The 22,425-nt window shown below is 59.4% G+C and carries 7 protein-coding genes; 5 read left to right on the top strand and 2 right to left on the bottom strand.

Annotated features, from left to right (window positions below; translation table 11 throughout):
- Positions 1 to 33: 33 nt before the first annotated feature.
- A complete protein-coding gene (locus HY011_15655) occupies positions 34 to 2,382 on the bottom strand; it encodes a PD40 domain-containing protein (protein MBI3424367.1) in 2,349 nt (782 codons plus the stop codon).
- A 240-nt stretch (positions 2,383 to 2,622) separates the two neighbouring features.
- On the opposite strand from HY011_15655, the gene HY011_15650 reads away from it, so the two are divergent.
- Positions 2,623 to 10,959 (top strand): VCBS repeat-containing protein, encoded by an 8,337-nt coding sequence (locus HY011_15650; GenBank protein MBI3424366.1) that lies wholly within the window; start codon positions 2,623 to 2,625, stop codon positions 10,957 to 10,959.
- Between the two features lie 67 nt (positions 10,960 to 11,026).
- Here HY011_15650 and HY011_15645 read toward each other — a convergent pair whose 3' ends face one another.
- On the bottom strand, positions 11,027 to 13,345 hold the full coding sequence (locus tag HY011_15645) for a winged helix-turn-helix domain-containing protein (GenBank protein ID MBI3424365.1): 2,319 nt from the start codon (positions 13,343 to 13,345) through the stop codon (positions 11,027 to 11,029).
- Positions 13,346 to 13,616: 271 nt separating this feature from the next.
- On the opposite strand from HY011_15645, the gene HY011_15640 reads away from it, so the two are divergent.
- The 4 genes from HY011_15640 to HY011_15625 all read left to right on the top strand — a co-directional run.
- Positions 13,617 to 14,705 carry a hypothetical protein gene (locus HY011_15640; GenBank protein MBI3424364.1) on the top strand — a complete coding sequence of 363 codons (1,089 nt, stop codon included), beginning with the start codon at positions 13,617 to 13,619 and terminating at the stop codon, positions 14,703 to 14,705.
- A gap of 226 nt (positions 14,706 to 14,931) precedes the next feature.
- Positions 14,932 to 17,556, top strand: coding sequence for a tail fiber domain-containing protein (locus HY011_15635; GenBank protein MBI3424363.1), 2,625 nt, complete (start codon positions 14,932 to 14,934; stop codon positions 17,554 to 17,556).
- 37 nt (positions 17,557 to 17,593) lie between these two features.
- Positions 17,594 to 20,440 (top strand): hypothetical protein, encoded by a 2,847-nt coding sequence (locus tag HY011_15630; GenBank protein ID MBI3424362.1) that lies wholly within the window; start codon positions 17,594 to 17,596, stop codon positions 20,438 to 20,440.
- Between the two features lie 12 nt (positions 20,441 to 20,452).
- The coding region (locus HY011_15625) for a hypothetical protein (GenBank protein ID MBI3424361.1) at positions 20,453 to 22,425 on the top strand (1,973 nt) is incomplete at its 3' end.

Genomic DNA, 22,425 nt, shown 5'->3' with positions numbered 1-22,425 from the left:
GAATTCTCCCGGGGAAAATACGGCGAGACTCGTTTAGCGGAAGTTTTCCAGCAGCACGAGATCGCTTTCGTTGCGATCAATCTGCGACCACAACAGGCGGCGGGCAGCGGCTGAGACGGTGAAGCCATAAAGGTCGTCTTTCTCAAACCCGGCAAGGATCGTTTTCCGCGCCGTGGCGAAACTGAAAAACTCGATGGTGCCCGGTGTTTTCGTCGCGGCATTGACCAGATAAATGCCCTGCGCGTGCATGGCCCAGGCGCCTTGCCGGCCATGCTCCAACACACGCGTTTCAGCCCCGCCCGTCACGGGGACGCGCCAGATGCCAGGCTCGTTGGGACTGCGCGTGTAATAGAGGAACTGCCCGTCCGGTGATTCGTATGCTTCGCGTCCGCCTTGCCAGGTTAATTGCACGGCGGGGCCGCCCGCGCTGGGCTGTTTCCAGAGTTGATAATCGCCGCTGCGGTTTGAACTGAAATAAAGCCACTGCCCATCGTGTGACCAAGTGGGCCGAATGTCCGCCGCAGCTTCCAGCGTCAGGCGGCGCGGCGCTGTTCCGCCGCTGGCGGCGATGGCATAAATGTCCGGCTGCTGCTGGTTGACGCGGCTTTCAAACGCGATCTGATTCCCATCCGGCGACCAGCGCGGACTGCCCACAAAGGGGCCGTTCAAATGGGTCAACTGCACCGGATTCTGCCCCTTGTCATCACACACCCAAAGCTCCCAATTGCCGGAGCGCAAGGAAACGAAGACCACTTTTTTTCCATCCGGCGAGAATTGCGGCTGGGACTCCTGCCGCGTGGAGGAATTAAACAGGGACGGCGGATGCGGTTTGCTGGGCGGTTCGGGCAGTTCAAGCTGCCAGAGATTCAAGTCGCGAATGTTCTGGGTGTAAGCGAGACGGTTGCCTTGATGGCTCAAGGCCAGAGTGCTGACCTGTTCGCCGCCGGGTTGCAGGGCCTCGGGCGCGCCGCCAGAAGCCGCGATCTTCCATAACGTCGGACTGCCCCCGCGAGCGGAAGAGAAAATGATTTCCCGGCCATCCGGTGTCCAGGCCAGCCCGAAGATGCGTTTGGCATCAAAGGTCAGACGGCGCGCTTCACCGCCCGTAGCAGGCATCAGATAGATTTCATCCCAGCCGCGTATGAAGGCCAGCGTTTGCCCGTCGGGCGAAAAGGCCGGACAGCGATCATCTTCGTCGGACGCCGTGAGCTGACGCTTTTCCAACCCATTCAATGAAAGCAGAAACAGATGCAGGTCGGTTTGCGCGGCTTTTTCGGTGCCCGCAAACGCAATGAACCGGCCGTCCGGCGACCAGGACAAGCGCCCGGAAGGGATGTTGGTCCATTCCGACCAGAACCCAGTGAGCAATTCGCGCTCTGGGCCGCCGAGTGCGGGCACCAGATAAATCCCGGCACCGCCAGTGGTGATGCGCATAAACGCGATGGAAAGGCCGTCCGGCGACCAGACGGGGCTGATTTCCTCCGCCGGATTGGTGGTCAACCGCAACGGCGTTTCAGTGCCCAGCAACTTGACGTAAATATCCGTTGTGTCACCCGGCGTGCCGTCCCGCCCACCATCCCAGGTAAAGGCGATTTGCCGGTCGTCGGGCGAAAAGGCGGGATAATTTTCGCGGCCCTGAAAGCTGGTGAGCGGTGCCACGTTCGCCCGCAGACTCGCGCGCGCCAGTGTTCCCGGTCTGGGTTTGGCCCAGTTGTACAGCCCAAACACGAAGCCAAGAATGACGACTAGACCCAACGAAAAAACGAGCGCGCGGCGTTTCAGGAAAGCAGGGGCAAGACGGACGTCTTCGGCCACCACGACGTCGCCTTTGCCGTCCGCGCCGAGCGGGGCCAGGATGCGAAACCGGCTGATGGGTTGCGCGCTTGACCTGGGTTTGGCTTGCGTCACCCAACCCGCCGCGACCGCCACTTCGCGCGCCTCAGCTTGTTCAAATAAGAGCTCAGGCAAGGGCGCGGGCAAAGCATCCGGTTCAACCGCAGACGCAGGCGTCTCGGCGGGCGCAGTCGCTGCCCACACTGCTTCACCGGTGGAAGCAAGCACGCGCACCTGATCGGTAAAGCGGTAGCCGAATTTCGGCAGCGTCTCGATAAATTTTTGCCCGTCGCCGCCCTCGTTCAGGGTTTTGCGCAGGGTCGAGATGTGACGGCTGAGATTCTCATCGGTGACAAAACTGTCCGGCCAAACGTTGCTAAGCAACTCCTCTTTGCTGATAGGCCGCCCGTGGTTGGCGAGCATGAACACGAGCAGTTCAAACACTTTCGGTGCGAGCGGCACGATTTCGCCCGCGCGTTTTAGTTGCCGATCAGCGACATCCAGGCGGAACGCTCCAAACTCGTAGACAGACTTAACATCAAGTTGCATTACGGTATTCCAGATTTTTTCCAGAGAAATTCCACTGCCATTCAAGACTTTTTCGGGGCTACACGGTAATGATCCGAAGGCAATTGTAACAAGTTGCAACTTAGTGATGAGACTCGCCGGGCATTATGAATTTTCGGCGGGTGTGAGTCAAAGTTTTATCCCAAACCGGACGGCGGACAGGACTGCTCTTCGGCAAATATGGCTGCCTTCTCTTTCCCAATCCACGCAGGAGGAAAAATCATGTCGTACATCCGTAGACTGGCGCTTTCGACATTGCTCACGTTGCTCATACTCGGCGGCGCATTACTGAGCTTGCAACTTTTCCAAGCCGTCCGCGCGGCGTCTGGCCCAGCCAGCCCGCCAGCGGCCCAGCAGAAACCGTCCCCCACGAATCCGTCCTCCGCAAATCTGGGGACGCCCAAGCCCCTGATTCCCAGCGCTCCGGCAGCGGCCATCATCGTCAACAGTCTGGCGGACGGCGCGCCGGCCAATAACGGGCAATGCACGCTGCGCGAAGCGCTGCTCAATGCCAACGGCGACAATCAATCCGGCTCGACCGATTGCGTGGCGGGCAGCGGCGCGGACACGATCACCTTCAGCGTGAACGGCACGATCAATCTGACCAGCGTGCTGCCCGACATTTCACAGGGTCTGACGATCAACGGCTCCGGCGCAAACTTGCTCACGGTGCGGCGCAACGACGGGGCGGCGGACTTCCGCATCTTCAACATTCCGGGCGGCGGGTTGAATATCACGCTCAGCGGGATGACCATCAGCAACGGGCGCGGGACGAGTGGCGGTGGTATTTTTAGCGCCAGCAACTTGACGTTGACCAATTGCGATGTCAGCGGCAACGTGTCGGTGGGCAATATTGGTGGCGGAGTCTTACTCAGCAATGCCAATGGGACGTTCTCAGGTTGCACGATTAGCGGAAATACTTCGCAGGATCGCGGCGGCGGTATCTCCTTTGAGACTGGGTCCTCCATCAGTGTGTTGCTCACGTTGACTAACTGCACGGTGAGCGGCAACACGGCGACCGGCGCGGGGGCGGGCGGCGGAATTTTCAACCTCGGCTTTGCCGGAACCAGTGCGCTGCAAATTACCAATTGCACGTTTGCCAATAACGCCGGCGCGGCGGATACCGGCGGCGTTCGTGTGGGCGCCATCGGCGCGGGAACGACGGCTACGGCCACATTGCGCAACACGATCATTGCCAACAGCACCGGCGCGAATCTGGTCGCGTTAACGGCGAGCGGTGGGGTCGCCACGATCACTTCGCAGGGCTTTAACCTGAGCGACAACGGCAACGGCTTCCTCACGCAAGGCACCGACATCACCGCGCCACCGTTGCTCGGCCCGCTCGCCAACAACGGCGGCACGACGGCAACACACGCCTTGCTGGGCGGCAGTCCGGCGCTGGATAAAGGCAGTTCTGTCGCGGGTGTCACGACTGACCAGCGTGGGCTGACGCGCCCGTTCAACATCGGCAGCATTCCTGCGGCCAGCGGCGGCAACGATTCCGACATCGGTGCATACGAGGCATTCACCAGCGATGTGACTGCGCCTGGGGATCCCATTGTTGGCATCGCGGCGACTGTCGGAAGCCCCACTTCCAGCGCGTCAACCGTTGGAACAGTGGCGGGAGCAAACAACTACCCGGCCGCTGAGCCGCCCAGTGCGGCGATTGATAACGATTTTAGTGCTGCCAGCAAGTATCTTAATTTTGGCAAGACGGGAGTCGGGTTTATCGTGACCGCACCGACCCAGGGGCCTCTGACTGTAGTTGACGGGTTGCGTTTCAATACGGCTAACGACGCACCCGAGCGAGACCCTCTGACCGTAACGATCGAAGGGACAAACAGCGCCAACCCGACGACGACGCTCAACTCGACATGGACGACGATTTATAGCGGCGTGACAGGACTGGCGACAGATCCGGGGCGCAACACTCTGGGAGCAGTGGTCAACTTCTCCAACACCAATGCATTTAGCTCATACCGCTTGATAGTGGCGAGCGTCCGAGACGGCGCGACTGCAAACTCCATGCAGTTTTCTGAGGTTGAATTGCTCGGCACGCCGGCTCCGACCATTTCAATCAACGACGTGACGCAAGCTGAAGGCGCTGCGGGCACGACGAATTTCACGTTCACCGTGACGCTTTCCGCCGCTGCCGGTTCGCCCGTCACGGTCAATTTCGCCACGGCGGACGGCACGGCCACGGCGGGCAGCGATTACACCGCAACCAGCGGCACGCTGACCTTCAACGCGGGTGAAACCAGCAAAACCATTGCGGTTTCCGTCGTCGGCGAGACGCTGTTTGAAACGAACGAAACCTTCTTCGTCAATTTGTCGAACGTGACCGGCGGTGCGACGCTTGCCGATAATCAGGGCGTCGGCACAATCACCAACGACGATACCCTGCCGACCCTGTCCATCAACGACGTGACGCTCAACGAAGGCAACAGCGGCACGACCGCGTTCACCTTCACGATCACGCTTGCCCCGGCGAGCGGCGCGACCACGACGGTTAATATCGCCACGGCGGACGGCACGGCCACGGCTCCTTCTGATTACACCACACCGATTATCGGCACCACTTTTACCTTCAATCCGGGCGAGACGAGTAAGACGGCTACGATACAGGTCAACGGCGATACGACGGGCGAAGTCAACGAAACCTTCTTCGTCAATTTATCGAGTCCGGTCAACGCCACAATTGCCGACGGGCAGGGGCTGGGCACGATCCTGAACGACGACGCCTTCCTCGTCACCACCGCCGACGACGCGGGCGCGGGCAGCCTGCGCCAGGCCATCACCGACGCCAACGCCACGGGGCCGGGCGCGGACGTGATCAACTTTTCGGCGCTCTTCAACACGGCGCAAACGATCAATCTGGCAACCGTCTTGCCAAGCCTCACGACCAGCATGAACATCAACGGCCCCGGCGCGAACCTGCTGACGGTGCGCCGCGATACGGGTGGCGATTACCGCATCTTCACGATCAACGCGGGTCAAACTGTCAGTCTCAGCAACCTGACGATCAGCAATGGCAAATCACCCAGCGGGCAACCCGGCGGCGGAATTTTGAATGCCGGCACGCTCAACCTGGCGAATTGCATCGTCTCAGGCAATAGCTCTGGTATGGCATTCGGTGGGGGAATCTCTTCAGGCGGTTCACTCTCCATTAACAACAGTCTGATCGCCAGTAATAACGCCGGTAATGGCGGCGGTGTGGCCGCTAGCGGCACGCTGATAATGTCGAACAGCACGGTCAGCAATAACACGGCGACATTTCAAGCAGCGTTGAATTTTCAGAACGGCACGGGCAGTCTGACCAACTGCACGGTTTCCGGCAATACGGCAGGCACCTATCCGGGCGCTATCCTGAACGCGACAAATACAGGACAAACCTCTGCGCTGACGCTGACCAACTGCACCGTCAGCGGCAATGTCAGCACCACCAGCGGCATCGGGAACATCGTGACCAGCAACAACGGGGTGAGCGCCACTACGCAGCTCAAGAACACGCTGGTCGCGGCCAACACCGGCCCGAATTTCACTACCAGCAACGCCACACTCACCTTGCTGGGTAACAACCTGGACAGCGACGGCAGCAGCGGCTTCACCAACGGCGTGAATGGGAACATCGTCGGGACGGCCGGTGCGCCCATCAACGCCTGGCTCGGCCTTTTGGCTGATAATGGCGGCCGGACACCGACGCACGCCTTGCTGTTGGGCAGTCCGGCACTGGATAAAGGCAGCTTAGCTGCGGGTGTCACCACCGACCAACGCGGACTGATGCGCCCGTTCGACATCGGCAGCATCCTGCCGGCCAGCAACGGCAACGATTCCGACATCGGCGCGTTTGAAGCGCAAAGCCTGCCCCTGCCCGGCCTCATCATCAACGACATAACAGTGGCGGAAGGCAACGCGGGCACCAGCACGGCGACCTTCACCGTCACACTCTCCGCCGCCAGCGCTCAGACGGTGACGGTGCAATACGCCACCGCCAACGGCACAGCCACGGCGGGCAGCGATTACGTCACCACGAGCGGCACACTTACGTTCAATCCCGGCGTTACCAGCCAACCCATCGTCGTCACTATCAACGGCGACACGGTGTTTGAGCCGAGCGAAACCTTCTTCGTCAACTTGACCAATCCGACGAATGCCGTGCTGGGTGATCCGCAAGGTCTCGGCACGATCCAAAACGATGAGGCGATCATCGTGACCAATGCGAACGACGCTGGCGCGGGCAGTCTGCGTCAGACCTTGCTGGACGCGAATGCCAACGCGGGCGCGGATACGATTCAGTTCGAGTCGGTGTTTTTCGGCACGGCGCGCACGATCAATCTGGCGAGCGCCTTGCCCGATATTACGAGCAGCCTGACCCTCAACGGCCCCGGCGCAAACCTGCTGACCGTGCGGCGCGATACCGGCGGTAATTACCGCATCTTCACCATCAATAGCGGAACGACCGTCAGTCTCTCCGGACTGACCATGACGAATGGCAATGTAGACGGCGGAGGCATTTTCAACGCTGGCACGTTGACCGTCAGCAACTGCGTGATTACTGGCAACACAAGCACCAATGGCGGCGGCGGCATGTACAACAGCGGGACACTGACGATGACCGGTTGCACGATCAGCGGCAACAGTTCGACGGGAGGTGCGACAGGCGGTCTGTGGAACCTGGGCTCCAGCACCCCAGCGACCGCCACCCTGACCAATTGCACCATCAGCGGCAATACCGCAGCCAATGGCGTACAGACCGGTGGCGGCATTGATAACTCTTCAGGAGATTTCGACACCACGGTCAACCTGCTCAATTGCACGATCGCCAACAACACCGTCCCCAACAATACCAATGGCGGCGGCCTTTACAGCGGAAAGTTCGGCGCGGGCAATGCCAACATCACGCTGAAAAACACCATCGTCGCCGGAAACAGCAACCCGCAAGTGCGGCAGGATGTAGGCGGGACAGTCACTTCATTGGGCAATAATTTGCTCTCCGATAACAGCCTGACGGCGGCGGCGGGCGATCTGCTCAACACCAACCCGCTGCTGGCCGTACTCGCCAGCAATGGCGGCCCGACCCAAACCCATGCGCTGCCTGCGGGCAGTCCAGCCCTCAACGCGGGCAACAACACAGGTGCGCCCGCCACCGATCAACGCGGCGTCGCGCGTCCGCAGGGCGCTGCCACAGACATCGGCGCTTTTGAACTGGTGCCGAATCCGCTGGTCGTCATCAATACCAACGACGCAGGCGCGGGTTCATTGCGGCAAGCACTGTTGGACGCCAATCTCAGTGTGGGCACGGACAACATTACTTTCAATCTGCCCGCTGGCCCGCAAACGATCAATCTGGCGAGCGCGCTGCCCGTGCTTGCTGATAACGTCACCATCGTCAACGCCAGCGGGGCGAACAATCTGACCGTGCGCCGCGATACGGGCGGCGATTATGTTGTTTTCGATGTCAATGCAGGCATCGTCGTCAGCCTGCAAGGCCTGACCGTCTCCAACGGCAGAGCTAGTTTCGGGGGCGGGGTTCGCAGTGCCGGTAACCTGACCATTACCGAATGCGCCATCACCGCCAACACTTCGCTGGGCAATGGGGCAGGCGTAGTGAACAACGGCGGTACGTTGACCATTAACCGCAGCACGATCAGTGGCAATACCGCAGTTGATGGCGCAGTGGTCAATCAAGGTGTTGGCGGCGGCGCTACGGCAACGTTGACCAACAGCACGATCAGCGGCAATACCGCAACAAATGTTATCGGTGGCATCGCCAATATAAATTTTGGCGGACCCGCGACATCGCTCACCATGCTCAACTGCACCGTCACCGGCAACACCAGCCCGTCCGTAGGCGGCATCAGGACGAATGATCAAGGAGGCCCCGCCACAACCACGTTGCAGAACACCATCGTGGCCAATAATTCCCCGTCGAATCTCTTCAAATCCGGCACGAACGCCAGCGTCGTTTCGCAAGGCAATAATCTGGCGAGCGACAACGGCGGCGGCTTGTTGAACGGAACCGGCGATCAGATCAACACCAATCCGCTGCTGGCGCCGCTGGGCAATTACGGCGGCCCGACGCCAACGCACGCGCTGTTGCCCGGCAGTCCGGCCATCAACACGGGCGGGCCTGCCACAATAGCAGAGATACAGACGGTCACGGTCAGCGGTGCGGCGGGCACTTTTACGCTGACCTTCAATGGCCCGACCACCAGCCCAGCACTGGCATTCAATGCCACCGCCGCCCAGGTGCAAGCGGCCTTGAATGCGCTCTCAACCATCGGAGGCGCGGGCGGCTCGGTAAGTGTGACCCAGTCGGGCAATGTCTTCACCGTGACTTTCGGCGGGACGCTGGGTGTAGCCAATCAACCCCAGTTGACTGGCACGGGAGCAGGCGGAGCGACAGTTGCTACCAGCACGCTGGTGAATGGCGGCACGCTGACCACCGATCAACGCAACATCGCGCGTCCGCAACAAACGGCGACCGACATCGGCGCGTATGAATCGCGCGGCTTCACGCTGGCCGTGGTGAGTGGCAGCGGCCAGTCCGCCATTACCAACGCAGCCTTTGCCAATCCGCTCGTCGTCAGTGTGAGCAGCGCGAATGCCGAGCCGGTCAATGGCGGGAGCGTGACTTTTACACCGCCAGGCGCGGGCGCGAGCGCGGCGTTGAGCACGAATCCGGCGACGATTGCGGCTGGGCAGGCCAGTGTCACAGCGGTGGCCAATGCGACCGTTGGCGGGCCGTACAATGTGACGGTGAATGCTGCGGGTGCGGCAGCGGCGGTCAACTTTGCTTTGACCAATTTGACGCCGAACACTGCGCCGACGTTTACGCCTACGGCGGCCATCAGCCGTCAGCAAGGCAGTCCGGCGGGCGCGGCGGTCACAGTCGGCACGGTGACAGATGCACAAACAGCGGCGGGCAGTTTGACGGTCACCCAAATCGCGGGCGGCACGGCGACCGGCATCACGGTCACGGGCATCACCAATACCAACGGTACGATTTCGGCTTTGGTGAGCGCTGCGTGTACGGCGACGGCGGGCACGGTGCGCTTCCAGGTTTCGGATGGTAGTCTGACCGGCACGGGCGATTTGCAGGTCAACGTCACGGCGAATACGCCGCCCACGCTGAGTTATGCCAACGCCACGGTCAACCTCGGCGGTGCGACGACGGTCAATCCAGCGACCGGCCCCACCGACAACGGCACGATTAACACCCTCGCCGTGCAAGGCCAGGGGACGTACACCGGCACCATTTCGGTCAATGCGGCGGGTGCCGTGACGCTTACCAACGCCGCACCCGCCGGCACGCACACGCTCACCATCCGCGCGACGGACGATTGCGGCGCGCAAACCAACGCCAGCTTCACGCTGACCGTCACTTGTCCGACGATTACGGTGAATCCGTCCACCGTGCCGCTGGGCATCGCGGGCGTGCCGTATAGCCAAATCTTCACGCAAAGCGGCGGCGCGGGCGCGATCAGTTGGAGCGTCAGCGCGGGTGCGTTGCCGAATGGTTTGACCCTGAATGGCTCAACCGGCCTTTTCGCGGGTCTCTCAGCGGTCAAGGGCGTCTTCAACTTCACCCTCCAGGCCACCGATGTGAACAATTGCAGCGGCACGCGCGCCTACACGCTGACCTTCAGGCCCAAGGCCAAAGCCGATTTCGACAACGATGGCAAAACTGATCTGAGTATTTTCAGTCCCACCGCTGCACCGCCGCTGACGAATTGGAGTGTCATCAACAGCGGCAACGGCGCAACCGCGACCCAGCAATGGGGCGCGGGCTATGCGCCATATTTCGACGACATCGTGCCCGGCGATTACGACGGCGATGGCAAAGCCGATCATGCCATCTGGCGCGGGGCGGACAGCATCTGGTACATCCGCAAGAGCAGTGACGGCCAAGCCATCCTGCAATTCTGGGGCGCGAACTATGCGCCGTATTTCGACATCCCGACGCCGGGCGATTACGACGGCGATGGCAAGACGGACATCGGCGTCTTCCGCCGCAGCGGCACCTGGTTCGTGCGGCGCAGCAGTGATGGGCAGAACATGATCGTCGACCACGGGCAGCAGGACGACATTCCAGTGCCCGCCGATTACGACGGCGATGGCAAGACCGATCTAGCCGTCTTCCGGCCCGGTGCGATTGCGCCTGCACCGAACTGGATCATCCTGAACAGCTCAACAAATACCATCACCAGCATTCAATGGGGCGCGGGTTATGCGCCGTATTTCGACACACCCGTGCCCGCCGATTATGACGGGGATGGCAAAGCCGATCTGGCGATTTGGCGCGGGGCGGATTCGATCTGGTACATCCGGCCCAGCGCGACACCGAGCAGCCCGATCCTGCAATTCTGGGGCGCGAACTACGCGCCGTACTTCGATATTCCCGCGCCCGCCGATTACGACGGCGATGGGAAGGCAGACATTGCGGTGTGGCGGCGCTCCGGCACGTGGTTCGTCAAACGCAGCACCGATGGTTCGTTCCTGATCCAAAATCAGGGACAAAGCGGCGACATACCTGTGCCCGCGTTTGGCGTGCGATAGTTGGGATAATCGGGCGGATTGCGGTGAAAGTATGTTATTCAGGTAAGTGCTGCTGATTCGTCAGCGCTTACCTGAAGTCTCTGAGCAAGAGTAAGTCATTGATTGGGTTACCGCGTGCCACATAGAGTCGTTGGCCACCGCGTTCAAAGGCATAGCGGTAAATCACCCCGGAAGTGAAATTGGTCAGCGGGTGGGGCGCACTGCCATCAAGTGGTTGTGCCCAGATATTACTGACGTATTTTTTCGTCACGATGTAGCTTAAGGCTTGGCCATCGGGCATCCACTGGCTGCCCACATTGAAAGCCGCTTGGCTGGGAAAATCGAAGCTTTTGACAGGTGCGCCGCCCACTGACGCCGGGATGATGCCTAATTTCAAATGTGTCTCAGCATCCTGATAAAGAAAAGAAATCCATTGGCCATCAGGAGAAACGTGCGGTGTCTCGGCTTCATAATCGGTCAGACGCTGGGGCGTGCCACCCGCTGCCGGGATTTTCCAGAGATAAGATGTTTCGGATTTGCCAGAGGCGGGTTGCGAGCCATAGACGATCCAGCGTCCATCGGGTGAAATATCCGAATCAACCTCATAAGCCGCACCACCGGTCAATTGCCGCAGATTCGCGCCATCGGACTCAACGCGGAAAAGGTGCTCGCGCCCGGCGAAGGTTGAAGCGAAGACAAAGAAGCTGCCATCCAGCGGCGCGGCAACTTCCTCCAGAAAAGACGGAGCAATCGTCAATTCTTTGGCCTGTTTGCCAGCGGCATCCATTTGCCACAAGGCAATCCGCTCGCCTGTGCGGGCGCCATAAACGATGCGGCCGTCAGCCAGGGTGAGCAATCCCGCCAGGCCTTCCCGGTTGCCGGTCGTTAAGGGCGCCGCATCGCGCGCTTCGTAGCGTGTTTGCGGGCCGCGCCCCTGCACCGGGACTGACCAGATTTGCGACGGGCGATTGAGAGAAATGGTCAGCAGGGTTTGACCGTCCTGACTGACGCTGAGCGAATCATAGGAATACCGATTTGTATCGGGCGTGAGGCGGCGCGTAACTCCAGTGGGTTGCGCGATCAACCAGAGTGGGTCGCGCGCTGTTCCGGCTTCGCCCGGTTTGGTGCCCGCCAGCACCAGGCCGCTACCATCACTCAACCAGGCGAAGCGTCCAAGACCTCTCCATTCCTGTGGCGTCAACAGGCGGGTTGCACCGTTTTGCGGGTCAACACCAATGATTGTCCACACGGCTTCACTCGTCTGAGTGGCTTCGTGCAGTAATTGACAAGCGATCTCTTTGCCATCAGGCGACCAACTTGGCCCGCCAACAAACTCAGGCCCATTGCGCGTCAACAGAGTACGTTCATTGCCCCCCGTGCTATCGGCGATGATCAGGCTGGTGGCGGGCGCGCCCGCGCGTTCGCGTCGAATGAACGCCAACCGCTGGCCATCGGGTGAAAAAGCCACGGGCGAGACGATTTCCGCCAGCACTTTGTTCGCCGCCCCGCCCAGCAGGGAGACACGATAGAGCGCGCCGTGTGGCTCGTGCGCATCGAGCAACGTGAAGTAAACGAACTGTCCATCCGGCGCAAAGGTCGTCCCTTGAACGGATTGATCCAAGGTGAGCACTGGCCCAATCGCGAGGGGCTGCCCGCCTGCCAACTGCCGCAACCAGAGGTGTGAGCTTTGGCCGCCCTCATCCGTGTTCACGTAAACAAAAAATTTACCGTCCGGCGAAAGGCTGGCGCAGTAAATATCACCGCCACTGATCAGTGGCATCAGCTTCATTTCGCCAGGCGTTTTTACCACCCGCTCTTTCAACCACCAGAATGTTACAGCAGCAGCAATCAGCCATAGGCTGAGCATCACTGCTGGTTTCCCAAGTTTGGCCCAAAGCGTTGGCGGTTGGTGATTTTGCTCAATGACGGGCGGTGGTGTTGCGAGCGTCGGAGCAAGGGCAGCGCGCGTCGCGGCTGGTGGAATAGCATCGTCATGATCATGCTCTAGCTCTGGCGCAGGAATAGCAGAAACGACGGCGCGGCGTACTCCAGACTGGCTCTCGACTTCAATTTCGGCGACCGGAGCCATAAAGCGGAAGCCGTGCCCGCGCACGGTTTCGATAAATTTACGTCCCTCGCCCGCCTCATTCACAGATTCGCCCAGCGCCTTGCGCAACGCCGCGATGTTTTTGTTGAGGTTGTTTTCCTCAACCACAGCCTCACCCCAGACGGCGCGCATAAGTTCCTCTTTGGTCAGCAGGCGTCCACTCTGACTGACCAGCACCACCAGCATCTCAAAGGCCTTCGGCGTCAGCGGCAAAGGTTCACCCGCGCGCAACAATAACCGCTCAGCGGGATCAAGCCGGAATTCCCCGAATTCATATAAATGCTTTGCAGGAAGAGACATAAGCCGCAGTCATAAAACGGTCATAAACTTTTCAAGCAAGCCGAAAGACACCCACCCCCGCCACCACGTAAGTTTTCACCGTCAAACGCAACAAAATCACCGTCACCCAAGCAAGCGCCTCACTATCCCTGAGTGGGTGACACCGCGAGGCAGTTGAGGTGCTGCTGCCTGAGCAAACCACGCTCAAGTCAGAACGAGCAGCACAACGTTCGCCTGACTTGTGCTCAAGCGCACCTATCAACCTAAAGATTGATCACGGGAAAACGCCGCCATGCTTATCCATTCAATTTGGCAGCGCAAGCACGGGCTTGTCTTAGCTACCTTTTTCTTTGCGCTCTACGCGCCATTTGCCGGGGCGCAAACCACCGCTTTTACGTACCAAGGTAAATTGATTGATGCGGGCAGCCCGGCGAATGGCAATTATGATTTGCAATTCAAACTTTTTGATACGGCGACTGTCGGCACTGGCACGCAGCAGGGTACGCCCGTGGTCGTCTCGAATACGACAGTGACGGCGGGTGTTTTCACCGTGCAATTGGATTTCGGGGCAGGCGTATTTTCAGGCGCGAACCGCTTTCTGGAAATCGGGGTCGAGCCGCCCAGCAGCGGGACATTCACTACGTTGGGCCCACGCCAACCCATTACGGCAACGCCGTATGCCATCAAGAGCGCCAACACCGCGACCGCTGATAGCCTTTCGCCAGCCTGCATGGGCTGCGTGTCGGGCACACAGATCGGGAGTTTGCCCACGAACAGCGGTAGTTACATTCAAAACACGTCTACGCCCCAGGCCAACAGCAATTTCAATATCAGCGGCAACGGCGTTGTTGGCGGGAGTCTTACGGTAACTGGGGGAACCTTGAACGGCAACGGGTCAGGGCTGACCAACGTACCCGGAATTTTTAAGTGGCAGGTCGTCACAGGCACGTCGCAACAAGCGCAATCTAATACCGGCTATATAGCGACCAATGCCAGCCCGGTGACCATTACGTTGCCAGCGGCGCCTAACGTGGGCGACACGATGCGGGTGTCAGGGGCGGGAGCGGGCGGCTGGCAGATCGCGCAGAACGCCGGCCAGTCGGTCATCGGGGCGAACTTATTCATGGCGGGCGTGAGTTGGACACCGCGCGAGAGCAACAGAAGCTGGTATTCAGTCGCCTCCTCAGCCGATGGGAGCAAACTGGTCGCGCTGGTCAGGAACGGCCAGATTTACACCTCGGCACCCTCAGCGGGCGGCAATACCACGGTGGGGGTAGCAGGCTCTCTGACTGGTGGGCAGTCCACGGCGATTGAGCTGCAATACATCGGCAATGGCCAGTTCCTGCCACTCAGTTATGTGGGAGTACCGGTCGTCAGGTGAGTCACGCCAGACCGGGCACGCCGTATGTGCTAACGCATGTCGCATCGTGGTGGAGGAAGACAAACCAGAGAAAGAATGTGGACACTATTTACATCCAGAACTCTTCGGACAGCCGGAAGAAAAAAGTATCGAGCGGGCGCTACAACCTGAATTGATGCAACGCCAGAAAGTAGAGCGCGAGAAGCGGCTACAACAGAAACCGAATGAACGCTGAACGGGAGCTACGATGAACATTCCAGCAATACGTTATCGCCAATCTTTGACTACAGTCTGGCTGGCGATCTGGTGCTTAACGGCTGCGGTCTTCGCCCAAACCACCGCCTTCACCTATCAAGGCAAGCTGGCCGACGCGGGCAATCCCGCCAACGGCATTTATGATTTGCAGTTTCGCCTCTTTGACGCGCTGGTCAGCGGCAATCAGGTGGGCGCGCCACTCGTGCGCGAAGATGTCACAGTGAGCAGCGGGCTTTTTACCGTCACGCTCGATTTTGGCGCAGCGGCGTTTCCCGGCGCGAACCGCTGGCTGGAAATCAGCGTGCGACCCGGCGTCAGTACGGGCGCATTCACCTTGCTTGCCCCGCTGCAACCGATCACCTCAACGCCCTATGCGGTGCAGAGCTTGAACGCAACCACTGCCACCACTGCGGCGACTGCCGTCAACTTCAGTGGCGCGCTCGCGGGTGATGTTACCGGCGCGCAGGCCACCACCACCGTCGCCAAACTGCGTGGCCAACCGCTGGCTGGCACGGCACCGGCTGCGGGGCAGGTGCTGAAATACAACGGCACGACCAATCAGTGGGAACCGGCGGCAGACAACAATTCCGGCGGCACGCTCACGGGCGTGACGGCAGGCACGGGATTGAGTGGTGGCGGCGCGAGCGGCAATGTGACCGTGGGCATCGCAGCGAGTGGCGTCAGCTCGACTGAGTTAGCCACGAATGCAGTGACGACGGCCAAGCTGGCGGATGGCAGCGTCACCGATGCCAAGATCGCGGCAGTGGCCGGGAGCAAAATCACTGGCACGATTCCAGTGGCAGGGATTCCGGCGGGCAGTGCGAGCTACCTGCAAAACAGCACGACGCCACAAGCCAGTAGCAACTTCAACATCAGCGGTAACGGCACGGCAGGCGGCACGCTGTCGGGCAACATCGTCAATGTAACGACGCAATATAACCTCGGCGGCAATCGCCTCCTTAGCCTGGGGCCGAACATGGGCGTGAATAATTTGCTGGCTGGTTTGAACACTGGCAATGCGCTGACGAATGGCCGCGAAAACACCTTCACCGGCACCAGCGCGGGACAAGCGACTACCGGCGGCGGGGTATCTTGTGCAGGCTGCGGGCCAGACGGGCGGGACATTTACAATGGCAGCCATAACACCTTCGTCGGTTTTGAAGCGGGCAAAGCCAACATCACGGGTAATTCCAATGCCTTCTTTGGCACCAGTGCAGGGGCTTTGAATACAGGCGGTGACAACGCCTTCTTCGGTGCTTTTGCAGGGGCCTTGAACACGGTTGGCGGAAACAATGCTTTCTTTGGCTCCCAAGCGGGTTTTCAAAATACGACAGCCGACGGTAATTCCTTTTTCGGAGGTGGTGCAGGTTTTGGAAATACGACGGGCGAGAGTAATTCCTTTTTCGGAAGTGGTGCAGGCTTTGGAAATACGATTGGTAGCAACAATGCCTTCTTCGGCTCGGAGTCGGGTTCTCTCAACACAACCGGTGAAAATAATGTCTACTTCGGATACCAGGCTGGTCAGGCAAACCGTACAGGCTGCTGTAACACCTTCGTAGGGACATCTGCGGGATCCTTAGGTTCGAATGGTGTCAACAACAACGCCTTCGGTTATAACGCTTTTGTCAGTGATAATGTAAATTCTGCCACCGCCATCGGTGCGCGGGCACAGGTGGATTGCAGTAATTGCCTGGTGTTAGGCAGCATCAATGGAGTCAACAGCGCAACTGCCGATACGAATGTCGGCATCGGCACGACCACGCCACTCACCCGGCTAGATGTACGCGGCGATTCGTTGGTCAGTGGAAACGTCGGCATCGGCACAACCACGCCCCTCGCCCGGTTAGACGTGCGCGGCGATTCATTGCTCAATGGAAACGTCGGCATCGGCACAACCACGCCATTGGCCAAACTACACGTCGCCAGCAATGTTTCCACCGACGTCCGAGTCGAAACCACTGGCGGGACGAACGCCTGGGCGCGGCTCAATTTCAAGACCACCAATAAAGTTTGGACCTTGGGTACCTCACAAAATTTCAATGGTGATCAATTCTATCTCTGGGACGCCAACGTGCCACGCCTGACGATTCAACCCAATGGCGGGGCGGTCTCTTTTCAAAACGGCAGTGTCGGCATTGGCACGGGAACTCCCGATCAACTCTTGTCAGTCAATGGGAACGCCTCGAAAGCCGCTGGCGGGACAACCTGGGCCGTCTTTTCAGACGAACGCTTGAAAAATATCAAAGGGCGCTTCACGCCCGGCCTCCGCACGTTGCTGCAATTGCAACCGATCCGCTACGAATACAAACCGGATAATGCGCTAGGGTTGCCAAGCAGCGGCGAGGCAGTCGGGTTTAGCGCGCAAGCGGTCGAAAAGGTACTGCCCGAAGCCGTAAGCCGAACTCCACAAGGCTATCTGCAACTCAATAGCGATCCCATCCTCTGGACGATGCTCAACGCGATCAAGGAACAGCAGGAACTTATCACGCAACAACAAACGCAACTCAAACAGCAACAGGAACAACAACAACAACAAAGCGCTCAGATCGAGCAATTGAAACAACTCGTCTGCGCGCAACAACCCGCCGCTCCGGTCTGCCAATCACGCAAGCCTTAGCGATTAACGAGCAATCATCATTCTCAGGAGACAAACCATGAATCGGATGGCTCTCACTCATTACCCCCGTTGGATCGCGCTGATGCTGGCCTGTTTGCTCGGCAGCGTAGCTCACGCACAGACCACTGCCTTCACCTATCAAGGCAAGCTGACCGACGCGGGCAATCCCGCCAACGGCATTTATGATTTGCAGTTTCGCCTTTTCGATGCACTCGTAGGGGGCAATCAAGCAGGCTCAACGCTCATTCGTGAAGACGTACCAGTCAGCAATGGCATTTTCAGTGTGACACTCGATTTCGGCGCGGCGGCATTTCCGGGCGCGAACCGCTGGCTGGAAATCGGCGTGCGGCCCGGCGTCAGTACGGGCGCGTTCACCGCGCTGGCCCCGCTGCAACCGATCACCTCAACGCCCTATGCCATCAAGAGCCTGAGCGCGGCGAGCGCTGATGCGGCAGCAACGGCCACCACTGCCACGAATGCGACGAATGCAGCGAGCGCCGATGCCTTGTCGGCAGCCTGTAACGGTTGCGTGAGCGGCGCGAAGCTGGCGGATGGCGGCATCACCAATGCAAAGATCGTGGATGTCGCGGGCAGCAAAATCACCGGTGCGCTTACCACCGCCACCATCCCCGGCGCGAATGTCACGGGCGCGGTCGCCAATGCGACGAATGCCACGAACGCGACCAGCGCAGCCAATGCAACCAATGCAACCAATGCAACCAATGCAGCCAATGCCACGAATGCCGTGAGTGCAACGAATGCAACGACGGCGGCTAATTTCAGCGGTGCCTTAGCCGGGGATGTGACTGGCAATCAGAACACTGCCACCGTAGTGAAGCTGCGCAATCTACCCTTGCCTACGCCCGTGCAGACCGATGACGGGAAGGTCTTGCGCTATAAAAATGATGGCGTCAATCCAGCCAGCTTTGAACTGGCGGCGACTTCCGGTGGAACGATCTCTGGCGTGACGGTTGGCACGGGTCTGAGCGGTGGCGGCACGACGGGCAATGTGACCGTAGGTATCGCAGCGAGTGGCGTCAGCGCGACCGAATTAGCTGCTAATGCTGTGACGACGGCTAAGTTAGCCGATAACAACGTGACGACAGCCAAGCTAGCTGATGCCAGCGTGACAACGGCCAAGCTTGCCGATGGCAGCGTGACAGACACCAAGATTGCGACAGTGGCTGGCAGCAAGATCACCGGCACGATCCCGGTGGCGGGGGTTCCGGCGGGTAGCGCGAGCTACATTCAGAACAGTACCACGCAACAAGCCAGCAGCAACTTCAACATCAGCGGCAACGGCACGGCGGGCGGCACACTGTCCGGCAACATCGTCAACGTGACGACGCAATATAACCTCGGCGGCAATCGCGTGCTGAATTTGGGGCCAAACACTGGCGTGAACAATTTGCTGGTTGGGTTAAACGCTGGCAATGCGCTGACGGATGGTCGGGAAAATATCTTCATCGGCAGTGGTGCGGGACAAGCGACCACTGGCGGAGCGCTGCTTTGTGCCAATTGCGGACCGGGTGGGGCAGCCATTTTCGCGGGCAGTCATAACGCCTTCGCTGGGTATAGCGCGGGGCGGGCCAACACAATGGGGTTTAGCAACAGTTTCTCTGGTGCTTATGCTGGTTACAACAACTTGGGTTCTAACAACAGCTTCTCCGGGTATGCGGCTGGTTTCTCCAACACGATAGCTTCCAACAACAGTTTCTCCGGTGCTTATGCTGGTTACTCCAACACGACGGGTGGTGAAAATACCGCGCTCGGGTACCTGGCAAATTTTGGTACTGCCTCGCTGAATAATGTTACCGCCATTGGTGCACGTGCGCAGGTTGACTGCGGCAACTGCCTCGTCCTAGGCAGCATCAACGGTGTTAATGGAGCGACCGCTGATACGAATGTCGGCATTGGCACGACCAGTCCCGGTTACAAGCTGCACATACAAAGTAGCGGGATACTCGAAGCCAATATCAATAGCGTCAATGAACGCGCCGTGTTGAGCCTGGGAAGCAATTTGCAAAATCAGCAGCAGGTCTGGACGATAGAAAGCGGCGTTTTGGGCACGCCCGGGTTGTTCGGGATCTTTGATCGTACCGCATCCCAACCGCGCCTCGTTATTAGACAAAATGGCGATGTAGGTATTGGCACTTCATTGCCCTTACGAACATTTCATGTCAATGGAACTTCAGTTTTCACCGAGCGCATGGATGCGACTGGCGTTATTAGCGGTATTACAAGCAATTTGTTTGCCATATATGGTGGTTCCGGTGGAACTGGTACAGGCGTAGGCATCTATGGTTATGTTAACCCGAACTCTGGTGGCTGGGCTGGCTGGTTCGAAGGTCGTGTGCGGGTTAACGGCACGCTAACGAAAAATGGAGGCTCATTCCAAATTGACCATCCGCTCGACCCCGAAAACAAATACCTGTCCCACTCCTTCGTCGAATCGCCAGATATGATGAATATCTACAACGGCAACGTTGCGACGGACGCAAGTGGGGAGGCAACGATCACCTTGCCGGATTACTTCACGGCGCTCAACCGGGACTTTCGCTACCAACTCACCGTGATCGGGCAATTCGCTCAAGCGATGGTCTCCCGCAAGATTCAGGACAACCACTTCACCATCAAAACTGACAAACCCAACGTCGAAGTCTCATGGCAGGTAACCGGTATCCGGCAGGATGCGTGGGCCAATGCGCACCGCATCGCCGTGGAAGAGACGAAGACCGAAAAAGAGCGCGGCCATTACCTGAATCCAGAAGTCTTCGGGCAACCTGAAGAAAAAGGTATCGAGTGGGCACGCCACCCCGACTTGATGCAACGCCAGAAAGCAGAGCGCGAGAAGCGGCTACAACAGAAACCTAATGAACGTTGAACGGAAGCAACGATGAACATTCCAAAATTCTTGACTACAGTCTTGCTGGTCGCCTTGTGTTTAATCAATGTGGTCTTGGCCCAAACCACTGCCTTCACTTATCAAGGCAAGCTGACCGATGCGGGCAATCCTGCCAATGGTACTTACGATTTGCAGTTTCGTCTCTTCGACGCGCTGTTGAGCGGCAATCAAGTGGGCTCGACCATCGTGCGCGAAGATGTCACGGTGAGCAGCGGGATCTTTACCGTCACGCTGGATTTCGGCGCGGCAGTCTTTGCCGGGGCGAACCGCTGGCTGGAAATTAGCGTGCGGCCCGGCGTCAGTACGGGCGCGTTCACTACGCTGGCGCCGCTCCAACCGATCACCGCGACGCCTTATGCCCTGATGAGTCTGAACGCGGCCACAGCAAATGCGGCAAACAGTCTTTCGGCAGCCTGTACCCTGTGCCTAACCGATGCGCAGATCGCCGCTGTGTCAGGCAGCAAGATCAGCGGCGCGGTGGCGACTGCTACGAACGCGACCACGGCCACGACCGCCGTCAATTTCAGTGGGAGCCTGGCCGGGGATGTCACGGGCGCACAAAGCACGACGGCGATCGCTAACAATGCAGTGACAACGGCCAAACTCGCCGATGGCAGCGTCACCAATCCGAAGCTGGCCAATGGCAGCGTGACGGATGCCAAGATTGTGGATGTCGCGGGCAGCAAGATCACCGGTTCGCTCACGACTGCCACCCTGCCCGGCGCGAATGTCACGGGTGCGGTACCCAATGCAACCAGTGCCGTCAATTTCAGCGGGAGCTTGGCGGGCGAGGTGACGGGGACGCAAGGCGCGACGGTCATCGCCAACAATGCAGTGACGACGGCCAAGCTGGCGGATGGCAGCGTCACCGATGCGAAGATCGTTTCGGTGAGCGGCAACAAGCTCACCGGCTCGATCACTACGGCGACGCTGCCCGGCGCGAACGTCACGGGCACGGTGGCCAATGCCACGAACGCAACCAATGCAATCAACGCGACCAATGCCACGACAGCCAGCGGTTTCAGCGGCGCACTGGCAGGCGATGTGACGGGCACGCAAAGCGCCACGGTGGTGTCAGCCGTGGGCGGCCAGAGCGCGAGCAACGTCGCGAATGGCGCGTTGGCCGCCAATGCCGCAACAGCCGCGAATATCCCGAACACCATTGTCAGGCGTGACGCCAGCGGCAGCTTTTCCGCAGGCACGCTCACCGGCAACGGGTCGGGACTGACCAACGTGCCCGGAACGTTGCAGTGGCAGGTGGTCGCGGGCACGACGCAACAGGCCCAACCCAACACCGGTTATGTGGTCACCAATGCGAGCCAGGTGACGATCACTCTACCGACGAACCCCAACGTGGGCGATCTGGTGCGGGTGTCGGGAGTAGGAGCAGGTGGCTGGAAGATTGTGCAGAATGCGGGGCAGTCGGTCATCGGGACGAACATCGGCACGTTTGGTTTGAATTGGACGCCACGTGAGAACAACAGAAACTGGTATTCAGTCGCCTCCTCAGCCGATGGCAGCAAATTGGTCGCGGTGGAACAGGGCGACAAGATCTACACCTCGACCGACTCCGGCGTGAGTTGGACGCCGCGCAATAGCGGCGGCATATTCTGGCAGTCAGTCGCCTCCTCAGCCGATGGGAACAAACTGGTCGCGGTGGAAGTAAACTTCAAGATTTACACCTCGACCGACTCTGGCGTGAGTTGGACGCCGCGCGAGAGCAACAGAAGCTGGTGGTCAGTCGCCTCCTCAGCCGATGGGAGCAAACTGGTCGCGGTGGTAGGTGGTTTTTTTGCCGGCCAGATTTACACCTCGACCGACTCCGGCGTGACTTGGACGCCGCGCGAAAGCAACAGAAACTGGTATTCAGTCGCCTCCTCAGCCGATGGGAACAAACTGGTCGCGGTGGTCAATGGCGGCCAGCTTTACACCTCGACTGACTCCGGCGTGAGTTGGACACCGCG

It is taken from the genome of Acidobacteriota bacterium (genome assembly GCA_016196035.1).
In the GTDB taxonomy this organism is placed as follows: domain Bacteria; phylum Acidobacteriota; class Blastocatellia; order RBC074; family RBC074; genus JACPYM01.
Note: the sequence above shows the minus strand (reverse complement) of the source record. Positions and strands in the feature narration are given on the sequence as shown.

Bases quoted from the DNA above. Each gene is read 5' to 3' on its own strand.
- HY011_15655 (MBI3424367.1), bottom strand. From the start codon at position 2,382: ATGCAACTTGATGTTAAGTCTGTCTACGAGTTTGGAGCGTTCCGCCTG.
- HY011_15650 (MBI3424366.1), top strand. From the start codon at position 2,623: ATGTCGTACATCCGTAGACTGGCGCTTTCGACATTGCTCACGTTGCTC.
- HY011_15645 (MBI3424365.1), bottom strand. From the start codon at position 13,345: ATGTCTCTTCCTGCAAAGCATTTATATGAATTCGGGGAATTCCGGCTT.
- HY011_15640 (MBI3424364.1), top strand. From the start codon at position 13,617: ATGCTTATCCATTCAATTTGGCAGCGCAAGCACGGGCTTGTCTTAGCT.
- HY011_15635 (MBI3424363.1), top strand. From the start codon at position 14,932: ATGAACATTCCAGCAATACGTTATCGCCAATCTTTGACTACAGTCTGG.
- HY011_15630 (MBI3424362.1), top strand. From the start codon at position 17,594: ATGAATCGGATGGCTCTCACTCATTACCCCCGTTGGATCGCGCTGATG.